The following is a 14741-nucleotide window of genomic DNA, read 5'->3' on the forward strand; positions in this document are numbered from 1 at the left end:
CCGCCCGGCAGACCCCTTACTTGTCCAGTTCGGCCAGATAGAGCATGGGGATCACGGCGTACATAGCGGCGCACTTGACCAGATGCTCTTTCCAGGTCTTCTCGTTCGGCGCATGGGCCTCCGGCTCTTTACCCGGACCAAAACCGATGACCGGAATGCCGTGGCGACCCATGATGGAGACTCCATTGGTCGAGAAGGTCCACTTGTCCACCACCGGCGCCTTATTGAACAGCTGGGTGTACGCCTTGGAGAGGGTTTTGACGGTGATGTGATCCTCTTCCACTTTCCAGGTCGGGAAGTAGCACTCGGTCGGGTAGACCAGACCGGTATAAGCCGGACGATCGTACTGGTACATGGAGACCTCGGCACCGGCGGCTTGCACCGCAGGAAGGGCACGGATCTCGTCGAGCGCACCTTGCCAAGTCTCGCCCCAGGTCAGACGGCGGTCGATGGAGACGGCGCAGCTATCGGCCACGGCGCAGCGGCTTGGCGAAGTGAAGAAGATCTCGGAGACGGTCAGGGTGCCCTTGCCGAGGAAGTCGTCGTTGCCAAGGTTGTGGCTCAGCTCCTGCAATTCGCCGAGGATCGGGCCCATCTTGAAGATGGCGTTATCACCGCGCTCCGGCGCAGAGCCGTGGCAGCTGACGCCCTGCACCTCGACGCGGATCTCCATGCGGCCGCGTTGGCCACGGTAGATCTGGCAGTCGGTCGGTTCGGTACTGACCACGAACTCGGGGCGGATCTTGCTCTGCTCGATGATGTACTGCCAGCAGAGACCGTCGCAGTCCTCTTCCTGCACGGTGCCGGTCACCAGCAGGGTGTACTCGTCTTCCAGTCCCAGATCCTTGATGATCTTGCCAGCATAAACCATGGAGGCCATGCCCCCTTCCTGATCGGATGCGCCGCGACCGCCGATGATCTCGTGATCTTCCATCCCCTCATAGGGGTCGAAGGTCCAGTTGGCGCGGTTGCCGACGCCCACGGTATCGATGTGGGCATCCATGGCGATCAGGTGCGGGCCGTGGCCGATATAGCCCAGCACGTTGCCCATGGGGTCGATCTCGACCTTGTCAAAGCCAACCTTCTCCATCTCCTGCTTGATGCGCAGCACGACGCGCTCTTCATCGCAGCTCTCGCTCGGGATGGCGATCATGTCGCGCAGGAACTGGCTCATCTCGGCCTTGTACTGGTAGGCCTTCTCCAACACCATTTCAAACGGAATTTGCTTGCTCATTGTGATTCTCCATAACAACTGAGAGTGCGCGGCCTGTTTCATCGGCAGCGCCCTGTGCCCGTTACCGCACCCCGCTGGCGAGGCGCGATCAGTTCTTTGATTCGTGGTTGCTTACTCGCAGCCGGAGTTACTCGCAGGCCGGGTGTTTGCCTTCCCACACCACTTCCCGGTAATGGGTCACATCGGTGTCCCCTTCGGTGTTGATGATCAGCACCACGGAGTCGCGACTTAGCCCCAGACGCTCCATCAGCGCCGCGCGATCCGGGTGGTGACGCACCGCCGCCAGCACGCCGGTACCGACCGAGCCGGATTCGCCGGAGATGATGCGCGGATCATTGCCAAGGGGGTTGCCCAGCACCCGCATGCCCAGCGCCGACACCTTGTCGTGGCAGGAGATGAACTGGGTGGTGCAACTCTTGAGCAGCGGCCAACCCAGTGGATTGGGTTCACCACAGGCGAGACCGGCCATGATGGTGCGCATATCGCCCCCCACATTGACCATCTCCCCCGCCACACCGGAGCGGTAGATACAGTCGGCCTGATCCGGCTCGACGACTATGCTGTGCAGGTTTTTCGCCCCGAAGCAGTCCACCAGATAACCGAGCACACCGCCCGCCAGCGCACCTACGCCAGCCTGCAGCAGCACGTGGGTGGGCTGCTTGATGCCCATGGCCTGCATCTGCTCGACCGCTTCGTCGGCCAGAGTGGAGTAACCCTGCATGATCCAGGTCGGGATCTTGGTGTAGCCCTCCCAGGCGGTGTCTTGCACTATGTGCCAGCCGCGCTCTTCGGCCATCTTCATGGTCAGCCGCACGGTGTCGTCATAGTTCATGTCGGTGACAATGCACTCGGCACCGAGGTTGAGGATGTGATCCACCCGCTCCTGCGCCGAGCCCTTGGGCATGTAGACCACCGCATGCTGGCCCACCTGCTTGGCGGCCCAGGCAACACCGCGACCGTGGTTGCCATCTGTGGTGGTGGCGAAGGTCATCGGCTCCTTGATGGTGCGTTTGATGAGATCGAAGGAGAAATCCTCGATGGCCACCCCGTATTTTTCACAGAGCAGGTTGGCGATGGCATAAACGCCACCCAGCATCTTGAAGGCATTGAGGCCAAAGCGCTTTGACTCGTCCTTGACCAATATATTTTTCACCCCGATATAGGCGGCCAGATCTTTCAGGTCGCACAATGGGGTCGGCTCATAACCGGCCAGTTTTTTATGAAAAGCGCGAGCCTTTTGTGCTTCAATTCGGGAAAACAGCGGTGATGGCTCGGCAGTAAAAAAGCGGTTATCGGCAATATCCATCTTCAGCGAAAATTGGGACATGCTTACCTCACTAGGCGTTACCTGACAAAGAGCTGCCTCGCCGGGAGATCCGTTATTCAGATACCACGGGGAGAAAACTCAAAATAATGAATTCGACAGCGTGGGCAGGATGAATATTCACCCTGCCCTGCCGTTATTTATTTCACCCGCTTTTGCGCCTCTTTAATCAGATTTTCCAGGGTTTCTGCCGGGGCGGAGAATTTACGGGCCATGATCATGGCGGCGATAATATAGGGCTTCCAGCTCGCCTCTTTGTAAGTGGCGATACGGTATTTCTCGAATACCCCTTCGGTCACTTCGCCCTCTTTGCAGGAGACGCCGGAAATATCGGCGGGCAGGCAGTGCATATAGAGCGCTTCGCCACCCTTGGTGAGCTTCATCATATCCTCGGTGCAGTGCCAATCTTTGTGCTTGGCGTTCTGCTCCAGGCAGTGTTTTTCCAGATCTTTGAGGCCAGCGTGGTCATTGGCGCGCAGCAACTCGGTGCGCTGCTCCATCACCTTGTAGGGAGCCCAGGACTTGGGATAGACGATATCCGCATCCTTGAACGCCTCTTCCATCGAGGTGACCTGACGGAAGCTGCCGCCGGAGGCCTTGGCATTCTCTTTGGCCACTTCGATCACGTCCGGGATCAGGTCATACCCTTCCGGGTGGGCCAGGGTCACGTCCATACCGAAACGGGTCATCAGACCGATGATGCCCTGCGGCACGGAGAGCGGCTTGCCGTAGCTTGGGGAATAGGCCCAGGTCATGGCAATCTTCTTGCCCTTGAGGCTCTCCAGGCTGCCGAAGTGCTCCTGCAACCAGGCGAGATCAGCCATGGACTGGGTCGGGTGATCAATGTCGCACTGCAGGTTGACCAGTGCCGGACGCTGGGGCAGCACGCCCTTCTCGAATCCTTCGTCCAGTGCAGCGCCCACTTCGCGCATATAGGCGTTACCGGCACCGAGGAACATGTCGTCACGGATGCCGATGGCATCGGCGCAGAAGGAGATCATGTTGGCCGTTTCACGGACGGTCTCGCCGTGGGCGATCTGGGATTTACCCTCATCCAGATCCTGCTGGGCCAGACCGAGCAGGTTGAGGGCGGAGGCGTAAGAGAAGCGGGTTCGGGTGGAGTTATCGCGGAAAACCGAGATACCGAGCCCGCTATTAAACAGTTTGGTAGAGATATTTTCGGCGCGCAGGGTCTTGAGGGATTCGGCCAGTTTCAATACCAGCTCCAGCTCCTGAGGAGTTTGCTCCCAGGTCAGCAAAAAATCTTTTTCATGCAGGTTGGATTTGAGTGCTCTGATCTCTTTGATTAATTCGTTAACTGCTTTCATCGTTCGCCCCAATCATTGGATGAGATATGGATAGCTCCCCTTTCACTCACGATGTCACCAGCATCCCGGTTGTGGGTGAGCTCATCGGTTAGCGTCGATGTAAGGCAATCAATAAGCGTGCCAAACTAAAAAAATGCAGGGAGATATTAATAAATGGCGAAAGTGTGTGATGCAGAGCACAAAAGCGGCGGCTATTTCAGCGATTTATTCCATAAAAAGGTGAGCGGAACGGCCAAGCCATAAAATAGCCGAGTGATAATAATCAGAGGCAATATCCCTGCGTCGGTGAGAATTATCATCAAAGGTCAGTTTCAGGGGCTGAAATGATATAACCGTGCTGGCTGTTATCATTATGATAATGCCCCTTTTGGATTCAACTGCCCGCAGCGGCCAATGGCCAGCACTGCCAGCGTGCAGCCAGGATCAACACCTCCTGCTCCAGCCAAGCTCCCTTCGTCACCAGTTCATCGAGCCAGGGAACGCCTGCTGGCGTGCCATGACCATCGCCCTGATCAGCCAGCTTCGTCACACGCCAGGGCACCTTGCCACTGTCCGTCGCAAAGGTGCGTACCGGACGGGCGTAGTGATCCAGATAAGGCTGCAGCTCACTGGGGAGCCAGAGCATGGCCGGACGCTGCAGCTCACGCGCCAGCTCGATGGCAATGTCGATACCCCGTTGATCGAGATCGCCGAAATGGGCCCACTGCACGCCCGCAGGCAACAGCGGGATCAGCCGTTTGGCCAAGGTGGTATTGCGACCGGGGGCAAAGAGCAGCAGTTGCCCGGGTTGCAGCGGGTAGTCGACAAAGGCCCCTTTGTTCTCCACCGTAATGACGCGATCCCCTTGCCAGCCGATGGCCGCCAGCGTTGCCAATGCCCGCTCCGGCAACGCCAACTCCCCCAGCAGTGTCATCACCGCCGTCATATCGTGCTGCTGACCGTGCCGATCGACCAGCGAGAGCGGTTCGAGGGTACGGATGCGGATCACCTCATCTTGCGTGAGCATCAAATCCGCCAGCTGTGGATCCGGGCATTCACTGCGCGGATGCTTGCTGTCCCCATGCCAGAGTGCATGAAAGCAGGCCTGATTGAGCCGTGCAGGCAAGCTCACACCCAAGCTTCGCAGCTGTTCACGCTTGTCTGGCTCTGGGGGGACTACCTGCGCCAGCTGTCCAGCCAGATAAGTCCGTCCCGCCTCGGTTAATACATGACGGGCACTGCGCCCAACTGACTCGACTCCGCCCACCGCCTGCAGCAGCTCCTTCAACTCGCGGCCATGTCTGCTCTCAAGGGAGCAGCCCTGCTCGTTCTGGCTATCGAGCAGCCTTGCACAGAGCGCTTGTACCCGAACCTCATCAAACAGCGACATCCTTATCCTCCCCTCATCACGTAATGTGACGCAGTAGAGGTGATTTTCCCCGCCGTTACCGTGACCGGCTTCGCAAGGGTCTATCATCAGCACCTTTTGCTCCCGGATCACACTCTCTGGTACTGGTAAACCCGTGCCAAACCGCGCAAGCTGGTTGATATACTGCCCCCAGGCGACCCCTTTTCGATGGACTTCCACAAGGCGTTCCCATGACCGACACCACAGAAAAGTCCCCCTCCTCCTGGCATATCTCGGATATCCGCGAGCTGGCGCAACTGCTGACCCTGGCGCTGCCCGCTGCGGTAGAGATCACCGAAGCGGTACATCAGGCGGTACTGAGCGGTATGGGGATCAAGGGGCGGGATGAGGGGAAGACATCCGGGATCACCGGGCTGGTCTACAAGGGGGTTCACGGCGCGGCCAATACCCTCGGCAGCGGCATCAACGGGTTGCTGACCCGGCTGCCGCCGACCCCGCCACTGCACCATATTCCCGAGACGCCCAAACGCGCGGCACTGATCGCCACCCTCAACGGCGTGATGGGGGACGCTCTGGTCGAGAGCCATAACGCCCTCGCCACCCCCATGACCCTGCGCTATCAGGGCGACACCCTCGACTGGCAGGCCATGCCGACAAATCTGCCCCGCAAGGGACGAGTGCTGTTGATGGTGCATGGCCTGTGCATGAACGATCTGCAGTGGCAAACCCTTTATCAGGGTGAACCGGCCAATCATGGGGATCAACTTGCCAACGCGCTTGGCTATCAGCCTTTTTACGTGCGCTACAACTCGGGACTGCCCATTGCACAAAACGGGCAGGCACTGGCCCTGTTGCTGGAACAGTTGCTCGCCCACTGGCCAGGAGACCTCAAAGAGATAACGATAATGGGCTACAGCATGGGGGGGCTGGTTGCCCGCAGCGCCTGCCACCATGCAGGCGTGGCCGGGCTCACCTGGCCTGCGCACCTTGCCAACCTGATCTTTCTCGGCACACCACACCACGGCGCACCGCTGGAACACGCAGGACACTGGCTGGAGCAACTGCTGCCCGCCAGCGCCTACACGGAGCCTTTTGTCAGACTGACACGGTTGCGTAGCACGGGTATCAAGGATCTGCGCCACGGCAAGGTGATCGAGACGCTCGCCCCACCCGATCCCGCCGTGCCCATGCGTGATCCCCGCGAGCCGCTTCCCCTCCCCTGCGGCGTCAACTGCTATGCCATCGCCGCGACCACTGCCGCCAAGCGCAGCCTGCTGGCCGACCGGCTGATTGGCGATGGACTGGTGCCCCTGCGCAGCGCCCTCGGCCAGCACAGCGAGGCGCGCCATCAGCTGGCCTTTCTGCCCGCCCATACCCTGATTGTCTATCGCACCAGTCATATGGCCCTGCTCGGCAGCCCGCATGTGGGCCAGCAACTGCTGCGCTGGCTCACCCCTCACCCGGTGTGATGGGGCGACGTGACCACACAACACAGCGCCTGTCGTCCGCGCTGCGACAGCGTCAAGCTGCACCCGCCTTGCCAGCTAGCGGATAGATCTGCACACCGCGTTTATGAGACAACCGGCCACCGTGGGTTGGCTATTAATGCAACGGAGTGCTGGTTTACAGGGTGGCCATGTGGCACTCTGGGATGTCGAAGGAAGAGACCCACCATGGCACCTCGTGTGTCACCACTGCAAAGGAGCGCCAACGATGGCCAAAGCAAGCAAGAAAGATATCAAGAAGAAGATCGCCGCACGCCTTGAGAAGATTGCCAAGCACGAAGGCAAGATCAAAAAGCTGAAAAAGGCCCTGAAATAGGGATCTACCGAATTAAGAGAAACCGCCAACTGGCGGTTTTTTCATCCCCATTGCGCACTTGAGATATGAATAAAAAATCGGGCCGACCACTGGCCCGAATGGATTAAGAATGGCTCACCTCATCCAGAAAAATAAGCCGCAGTGGCTCTGCAAGCAGAGGCTCAGCCTGAGCGGCAAAGGCCTGAAAATAGTCCGTCTGACAATGGCTATCCAATGCAGCTTGGCTGACGAATGCCTCACGCATGTAAAAGGTGCCCGGCTCATCCCGCAATTCAAACAGCACATAGTCCAAGTTACCCGACTCGCGCCGAGTGGGTTCAATAAGCTTGCTCAACTCCCGGCGCAGTTGCTCCTCATACCGGCTCTGGCTTTAAGCACTGCGATGGACACCAGTTTTTCTTCATTCATCTTCATCTGCTCCGTTATCAGATCAATCGTTCAAGTATTTCGATTGGGTGTACCTCTTGGATACGGAGCAGTGTAAGAGTGGCGACTTGCAGGATATAGCCATGCAGAACGGACACTCTGTTCACGCCAATGAACAAGTGGACTGCTAGAGCACCTCTATTTTTACTTTGATAATCCCCTCGCGAATATTGCCGATGGCGCTAAAGGCCGATTTGGAGAGATCGATAATACGCCCCCTTTTAAAAGCGCCGCGGTCATTGACCTTGACCACCACGCTCTTGCCATTGGCGAGGTTGGTGACCCGCACCATGGCGCCAAAGGGCAATTCCATATGGGCGGCGCTGTTGAGGTTATTGCGATAGATCTCGCCGCTGGCGGTCTTTTTGCCGTGATAGCGGTCGGCATAATAGCTGGCATAGCCGGTTTCGCTGTAGCCGCGCCAGCTGCCGCCGTGGCTCTCGTCATAACGGCTGCTACAGGCCGCCAGCAGCAGGCAAAGAGATAACAGCAGCCCTTTCTGGATATGTTGCACCTTTCCCCTCTCCTCTCTTCTTCTTTCCACTCTGCGCTATTTTTGCATCTTCGATGCGGCCGGTGACACTGGCGGCATGTTCGCAAGCAACTTCTCGCCTTGTTGTCAGGCAGCAGCGACAGTGCGGCTACTTTGCCATATCTTCCATGTAAAAAGGGAGGCAAATGCCTCCCTTTCAACTAGTTACCGGTCATCCCGTGACGGGATGGGCCAGAGACTTCTCAGGCAATCAGCTTGTCATCGGCAAAGCCGAAGCCGCGCAGGCCTACCACATGCACATGCTCGTGCTTGCCCTGCACCTTGCGGATGAGCTTGTAGGTGGTGCCCTTCTCGGGGCTGATGTTCTCGGGCGCCGCAATAAGCAGCTGCATATCCTGCCGCTCGCACAGCTCGAACAGGGTGGCGATGGATTTGCCATCCAGACGGGCCGCTTCGTCGAGGAACAACAGACGGCAGGGGGCGATATCCTTGCCGCGCAGACGGCGGGACTCCTCCTCCCAGCTGATCAGTACCATCAAGAGGATGGCCTGACCGGTACCGATCGCCTCACCGGTGGAGAGCGCACCGCTCTCGGCACGCAGCCAGCCATCGGCGCCGCGCTGCACCTCGATCTCCAGCTCCAGATAGTTGCGATAGTCGAGCAGCACGTCGCCCATCACCTGATAGCTGCGATCCCCCTGCTCGATCTGCGGGTTCAGACGCTGGAACAGCTTGGCCATCGCCTCGGAGAAGCTGAGCTCCTTGTCGGCGAACAGATCGTTGTGCATGGCTGTTTGATCGGCCAGCGCCGTCAGCAGACGGGTATGGGCCTCGCGGATATTGACGTTGAGGCGCACCCCGCGCACCAGACCGAAGGCGATGTTTTGCAAGCCCTGGTTGAGCACCCGGATGCGGTTCTGCTCGCGGCGGATGATGTTGGTGATCTTGGCCGCCACCTCGTGAGAGGAGAGCGACAGATGGGTTTCCCGCTGCTTGAGCTCGTCAGCGAGACGGGCCAGCTCGATCTCCATCTCCTCGATGGCCTCCACCGGATCATCGGAGCGGATGATGTCGTTGCGGATGCGATCTTTAAGGTAACGGTAGACCTGCACGTAGAAGGCGACCTTCTGCTCGGTGCTGCGGTTGCCCTCAGAGAGACGCAGCGTATCGCGCAGGGCCTCATCGTGCGCCACCGCCACCCTCAGGGCGCCGAGGGCCTTGTCCGACATGGAGCGCAGCTCGTCGCTGTCGAGGTACGCCAGCTCGCGCTTATTTAAACGCTTCTCGACGTCGGTCTCCCGCGCCAGTCGCACCACCCGCGACCAGCTCGCCTTGTGGCCCACCAAGGATTTACGGGCGCTGTAATAATCCTTGCCTTCCAGCTTGAGACGACCACCGAGGGATTCGATCTCGCGCTTGGTGACCTGCAACTGGGCCTCGGCGCTGGTGCGACGGGAACGGGTGCGGATCAGCAGCTCTTCAATCTCTTTCTTGTGAGCGCGCGCCTTCTCTTCCATATCGTCAGAGAGGGTCAGCCCCATGGCCGCCAGCTCCTGCTCGAACTCGGTCAGGGTCTGACGCTTGGCCTCGACGCTGGAGTTAAGGGCGGTGCGCAGTTGCAGCGCCTCGGTGTGGCGCTGGGCAATCTGCTTGTGCTGCTCGCCAGCGGTGCGGGCCGCCAGCTCGGCCGCTTTCAGCTTCTCTTTGAGTCGCTCGCTCATCTCGGACGCTTTGCCCAGCAGGTCTTGCGCATCCTGATAGGCAAAGTGCGGCAGACGGGCCACCAGCTGATCGAGGGCGTAGCAACGGCGCTTCTGCTCGGCCAGCAAGTCGCTCACCTCATCATAGGCAGCCTGCAGTGCGGCCAGATCCTGCGGATCCTGACGCAGCACCTGCACCAGGATCTCCAGCTTCTCGAGCGCCTTGCCGTGCTTGGCGATAAAGGCTTCGGCCTGTTTTAGCGCTTCCACATCGGCGTGAGCCGCCTCGAGGCGGGCCGCCAGCTCTGTCTCGGCAAACAGGTGAGCAAAGGGCAGCATCCCCTGCACCAGCTGGATATGGCGAGTCAGCTGGGCTGCGGCCGCTTTGGCATCACTCAGCTGCTTGTCGCACTCACCAATGGCCCCTTGCAGCGCGCGCAGTTCGGCCTGCTTGGCCTGCACTTCGGCTTCCGGGTCGGGGCGGAAGGCGATATCCAGATGCTGGCCGATAAAGTCGCGGAAGTGACCGTAGAGACGATGGTACTTCTGCTGCTCGAAGGCCGCCTTGGCGTAACCCTCGATGAGCCCTTCGCGTTCAAGGTCAAGCTGCTCGATCCGTTTTTCCCGGGCGGCGCGGCCAAACAGCGGCAGCTCGGGGTAGCGGGAGAAGCGCACCTGACGCTTGCTGGTGCGCACCAGCACGGCGTCTCCCAGCTCGTCCGCTTCCACCAGATCCTCGTCAAAGGAGTCGGGGTTGCCCTGAATGAGGTAGATATCTTCCGGGCAATCTTCCAGCTTTTTCAGCCGCTCGATGGCGCCCTCAAGGTCCAGCACCACCAGGGCGCTGCGAGCCGGGCCATAGAGCGCCGAGTAGTAAGGGGCATCATCGATGGAGATGTCGTCATAGACATCGGAGAGCAGCACGCCCCCCACCTGCTCGGCAATGCGGGCAAGACGGGGATCCGCCTCACCAGCCCCCAGCTGCAGATTGCGAATTTGCAGCTCCAGCGCCTGTTTCTGCGCCGCGATGCGGTTGCTCTCCTGTTCGAACTCGCGCTCTTTGTCGAGCACTGTCTGCATACCGGCCGAAAGCTCTTCAGCGGTGGAGAGCGGCAGACCGCTCTGCTCGCGCAGCTGCTCGAGTTTTTCAAAGGATTTGAGCCAGCGCGGCGCCAGCTTGGTGAGATCGCTGATATCGCGACCCAGCTGGGTGCCCTGATGCTCGAGGCTGGCGCGGCGCTGGTTCACCTCGGCCTGCTGCTCGGCCAGCTCCTCCTGACGGGTGCGCTGGGCTTCGAGGAAGATCTCCAGCTCATCGCTGCTGGCAATCAGCTGGCCAGAGGCCTGCTGCAGCTCGTCACGCAGCTTGAAGAGATTTTTCTGGCTTTCACTCTCTTTCTCGAGGCGAGCCAGCGCGGCGCGCAGCCCCTGCCCCTGGGCAATACGGGCCTTGTCTTCGATGTGACGCTTGAGCAGCGCCTGCGCGGTGGGCCAGGCGGCCTCGCGCACTGTCTCGGGGGCGATGCTCAAAAGCAGCGCCAGCGCCGCTTCATGTTCGGCTACCGCCGCCTTGGCCAGCGCCAATTGCTGCTCGGCCCCCAGCACCCGGCTGGTGAGGCTCTGCTCGGCGCTGCGGAACTGATGCAGGGTGTCGCTCGCCTGTTCGGCGGTCAGCCCCGGCAGCTCGCACTGCTCGCGGGCAGTCTCCAGCGCCTGCACCGCCTGACGGTACTGGATGGCGCGGGTCTGCTGGATGTCGAGCGCCTGCTGGTAGTCGGCCAGCTGAGTCTTGAGGCTGTCCACCTCGGCCTGCGCCAGCTCCTTGCGCTCCTCCACCTCCAGCAGCTGGCCGTGGATCTCCTCCACCACTGCTTGTTGTTGCTCGAGTTTGTCAGAGAGATCCGCCAGATCGGCGCGGTACATCTCGATCTTCTTCTGCAAGCTGACGGCCGCCATCACCTTGGCCAAGTGATCGGCGGCAGATTCAGCCTCAGCAGTCAGAACTTTTTCACGATTAGCGAGCTGATCCACCTCGTCGGCCAGATAGATGGCGCGCTGCTTCTCTTCGGCCAGAATGCGGCGTTTCTCCGCCAGCTCCTGACGCGCCTTAAGGGCCAGCTCGGAGAGACGGCTCTTTTCGGCAGCGTTGCGAACATAGTCCGCCGCCACATAGTGGGTGGTCTCGGTGATCAGGTTCTTGAACAGATCCCGCTGCCCCTGGGTCTCCTTGATGGCCTCCAGAGTGCGGCGGTTTTCATAGATCGCCGCCTCCATGTCCTGAAACGCTTTGCGCACCCCGGAGTTCTCCGGCAGCAGGTATTCACGCAAGGAGCGGCTGATGGACGAGGAGATGCCGCCGTAGAGGGAAGCCTCGATCAGGCGATAGAACTTGCCGCGATCTTTCTGGTCGCGCAGCTTCTTCGGGGTGATACCGAACTCGAACATGAAGTTGTGATAGTCGGTCACCGTATGAAACTTGGCGACTTTCAGTGCACCAAGATTCGCCGCAGCCCGACTCAAATCGGCAAACGCACGAACCTTACCCCGACCATCATCCAGTTTTTCCATGAGCAAGTCGGTTGGCACCAAATGTTCTGGCACATCCACCAGCGCAAATGGCGTGATATTGACCTTGCTGTCACGATTTAGAATCTGCTCTAAATGGACACCGACCCAGATCCGCTGCTCGCGGCTGTTCATCACTTCCAGCAGGGAATAGCAGGGACCGCGCTGCAGCTTGCCGTAGAGCCCCTTGTCACGGGAGGCACTGGAAGAGCCCGCTTCCGTGGTGTTACGGAAATGAAGCAGTGACTGGTCAGGGATGAGCGCTGCGATAAAGGCCGCCATGGTGGTGGACTTGCCCGCACCGTTGCCGCCGGAAAGGGTGGTGACCAGCTGGTCGAGATCGAAGGTTCGGGCGAAGAAGCCGTTCCAGTTGACCATAGTCAGGGATTTGAACTTGCCTCGCACTGTTTATACCTCCAGATCCAGTTGTTCTTCATCGAGGTCCGCCTCGATATCGTCAAATAGCGAATCGCTGCTCGGCATCTCGTCGTCGTGGAAGATGGCTTCTCCTTCCTGGATCATCCGCAGTTGCACGGCACGCGGATCTTCGTCAGAGCGCACGTCGGCGGCAAAGCGGAATACCGATTCGTTGACCCGGAATTTGTCGCTGTTGCCAAGTGCGGTGATCATGCCAAGGCGGCGCAGGCGACGCATGGAGGTGCGGATCTTCTCCAAGAGCTTCTTCTTGTCGAGATCGGTACCGCCGGAGCGGCTGTTGACCATCCGCAGCAACTGCTTCTCGTCGGCCAGACTCAGCACCTCTTCTTGCAGCTCGCCCATGGCGAACACCCCTTCCGAGGCGAGGCGATCCGGGCTCAGGTAGAGGTAGCAAAGCACCTTGCCCACCAGCATATCGAGCTCGGAGAGCACAGTGGTACCGATGTCGGCGCTGGGGCGCGGACGCAGGTAGAAGAAGCCTTCCGGCGCCTTGATCAGCTCCACCTGATAACGGCCGTAGAAGATCTCCAGCTCGTTGTGGTACTCCACCAGCGCCGAGTGCTGTTCGAAATCGTCGGCACTGATGTGACGGCCGGAGCGCAAGGCGGTGTCGATGCGCGGAAACAAGGGGTTGGCAATCGCCTCTGCGAGCCGCAGCGGCAAGGGAAACTCAGTATTGATCAATGACATAGGCCTGAACCTTGGATCCAGCTTGGTTAATGGGTTTCCATGCGGGTTGGCGGTGCAACTCGCGCTCGCCGCTGGCATGGCCCAGGCGCACGGCCTGGTCGATCAGAAGACGCGCCACATCGAAATGGGCGTGAGCCGGGTAATCCAGCAGGTATTCCCGCAATACATCGGCCAAATCCAGCTGCTGGCCCTGCTCGGGATAGCGGGCCAGATAGCGCTCGATGCGCTCCGCCAGCTCCTGGTTGATGTCCACCATCTCCATGTACTCCATCTCGAGGGGCACCTCGCCGGTCACCTCCTCATCGTGGATAGCGATGGTTTCATCGCGCAGCTCCAGCAGACGGGGCTCCTCGGCAATGCGCAGCAGCCAGTTATGCTGCTCGAAATTGCGGATGGAGTCGCGCAGCCGCTGGCTGAAGGCGCGGTTCTTGTCCATGTCGATAGCGTTGCGAATGAACTTGTGGACGTGTCTGTCGTAGCGGGACCAGAGCTCGATGCACTGCTGGCCCCAGCTGGTGATGACGTCAAGACGACCTTGCAACGCGTGAGTCAGCTCCTCGACGTGGAACAGATCGTCACGCCCCTGCGCCGCTTCCTGAATGTTGAGCAGCCCCGCCTGCAGGCGGTGGCCGGCGGCATCCAGGGTATCCTGCAGTTCGCGCAGGGTCTGGCCGGTCTCGTGCAGCAGCTTTTCGCAGCTGTGAATGGCATCGACCCAGTTCTGGGTCAGCAGGGCCGCGATCTCACTTTTGACCTGATTCTGCTGCTCATCCATGGCGCGCTGGGTCAAATCGATGCGCCCCAGCGTCTCTTCCAGCGAGAAGGTGAGCCGTGGCAGCACCTCGGCGTCCCACTGCTCGCGGGTGTTGGTCTCGAGCGCCGCCTTGCGGGCGGTGTCGAGCTCGGCCGCCAAATGCTCGAGCAAGATGGAGAGCTTGATGGAGTCGACCTGACGCTGATCGAGAAAGAAGTCGACGATGCCGATCCCAAGACGCGACAGGCGATAGAGGCTCTCCCCCGCCACCATGTCGGTGTTGAAGCGCGACAGCAACTGCTGGCGAATGAGATCGTTGATGGCGTTGTTGGCGCGACCGGTGAGGGTCTCGTCCATCTGGCCAAAAGCGTTGCTGACGTAACCAAAGGCATCGTGCAGCGCCGCTTCCGACAAGTCCGACTCATCTTCGGACAGTGTCTTGATTGCAATCAGAAAGGCCAGCCGGTCGGTAGGCAGGCTCAGCGCCAACCCCTCCTGCCTGACCCACCCTACTATCTCCGGCAAAGAACGCTCGGGCAGGGTACGGGATGTACTCATCATGACGTTGTCATCTCGTTGTTGTAATTGAGCGCACAAACTCGCGCGCGGCTACATCCGGT

9 protein-coding genes and 1 pseudogene are annotated in these 14741 nt (G+C 59.8%); 1 reads left to right on the top strand and 9 read right to left on the bottom strand.

All coding sequences use genetic code 11. The features are described 5' to 3' along the window. Positions 1 to 16 precede the first annotated feature (16 nt). The 4 genes from BN1115_RS12600 to BN1115_RS12615 all read right to left on the bottom strand — a co-directional run bounded on the left by BN1115_RS12600 (position 17) and on the right by BN1115_RS12615 (position 5255). Entirely contained in the window at positions 17 to 1234 is a 1218-nt protein-coding gene (locus tag BN1115_RS12600; protein ID WP_042062638.1) for a YgeY family selenium metabolism-linked hydrolase, read from the bottom strand. 127 nt (positions 1235 to 1361) lie between these two features. After that, a complete protein-coding gene (gene dpaL, locus BN1115_RS12605; protein ID WP_042657420.1) occupies positions 1362 to 2561 on the bottom strand; it encodes a diaminopropionate ammonia-lyase in 1200 nt (399 codons plus the stop codon). Positions 2562 to 2698: 137 nt separating this feature from the next. Next, positions 2699 to 3886 (bottom strand): knotted carbamoyltransferase YgeW, encoded by a 1188-nt coding sequence (ygeW, locus tag BN1115_RS12610; RefSeq protein WP_042657421.1) that lies wholly within the window; start codon positions 3884 to 3886, stop codon positions 2699 to 2701. A 373-nt stretch (positions 3887 to 4259) separates the two neighbouring features. Then, positions 4260 to 5255, bottom strand: coding sequence for a Wadjet anti-phage system protein JetD domain-containing protein (locus BN1115_RS12615; protein WP_042657422.1), 996 nt, complete (start codon positions 5253 to 5255; stop codon positions 4260 to 4262). A 209-nt stretch (positions 5256 to 5464) separates the two neighbouring features. On the opposite strand from BN1115_RS12615, the gene BN1115_RS12620 reads away from it, so the two are divergent. Continuing rightward, positions 5465 to 6703 (top strand): esterase/lipase family protein, encoded by a 1239-nt coding sequence (locus BN1115_RS12620; protein WP_042657423.1) that lies wholly within the window; start codon positions 5465 to 5467, stop codon positions 6701 to 6703. Positions 6704 to 7158: 455 nt separating this feature from the next. Here the strand turns inward: BN1115_RS12620 and BN1115_RS21675 are convergent. From BN1115_RS21675 to mukF, 5 genes and pseudogenes are all read right to left on the bottom strand, one after another. Further along, a pseudogene (locus BN1115_RS21675) lies at positions 7159 to 7469 on the bottom strand (putative quinol monooxygenase). A 139-nt stretch (positions 7470 to 7608) separates the two neighbouring features. Next, entirely contained in the window at positions 7609 to 7995 is a 387-nt protein-coding gene (locus BN1115_RS12630) for a septal ring lytic transglycosylase RlpA family protein (RefSeq protein WP_042657425.1), read from the bottom strand. Between the two features lie 221 nt (positions 7996 to 8216). Continuing rightward, a complete protein-coding gene (mukB, locus tag BN1115_RS12635; RefSeq protein WP_042657426.1) occupies positions 8217 to 12644 on the bottom strand; it encodes a chromosome partition protein MukB in 4428 nt (1475 codons plus the stop codon). Positions 12645 to 12647: 3 nt separating this feature from the next. Then, entirely contained in the window at positions 12648 to 13367 is a 720-nt protein-coding gene (gene mukE, locus BN1115_RS12640; RefSeq protein ID WP_033135263.1) for a chromosome partition protein MukE, read from the bottom strand. After that, the gene (gene mukF / locus BN1115_RS12645) at positions 13348 to 14682 is read right to left on the bottom strand and encodes a chromosome partition protein MukF (protein ID WP_042062655.1); all 1335 of its coding nucleotides are present in this window, start codon (positions 14680 to 14682) and stop codon (positions 13348 to 13350) included. The genes mukE and mukF overlap by 20 nt, the downstream gene beginning before the upstream one ends. Positions 14683 to 14741: the final 59 nt, after the last annotated feature.

Source organism: Aeromonas allosaccharophila (assembly GCF_000819685.1).
Classification (GTDB): Bacteria; Pseudomonadota; Gammaproteobacteria; order Enterobacterales; family Aeromonadaceae; genus Aeromonas; species Aeromonas allosaccharophila.

Bases quoted from the DNA above. Each gene is read 5' to 3' on its own strand.
- BN1115_RS12615 (WP_042657422.1), bottom strand. From the start codon at position 5,255: ATGTCGCTGTTTGATGAGGTTCGGGTACAAGCGCTCTGTGCAAGGCTG.
- mukF (WP_042062655.1), bottom strand. From the start codon at position 14,682: ATGATGAGTACATCCCGTACCCTGCCCGAGCGTTCTTTGCCGGAGATA.
- dpaL (WP_042657420.1), bottom strand. From the start codon at position 2,561: ATGTCCCAATTTTCGCTGAAGATGGATATTGCCGATAACCGCTTTTTT.
- BN1115_RS12600 (WP_042062638.1), bottom strand. From the start codon at position 1,234: ATGAGCAAGCAAATTCCGTTTGAAATGGTGTTGGAGAAGGCCTACCAG.
- ygeW (WP_042657421.1), bottom strand. From the start codon at position 3,886: ATGAAAGCAGTTAACGAATTAATCAAAGAGATCAGAGCACTCAAATCC.
- mukE (WP_033135263.1), bottom strand. From the start codon at position 13,367: ATGTCATTGATCAATACTGAGTTTCCCTTGCCGCTGCGGCTCGCAGAG.
- BN1115_RS12620 (WP_042657423.1), top strand. From the start codon at position 5,465: ATGACCGACACCACAGAAAAGTCCCCCTCCTCCTGGCATATCTCGGAT.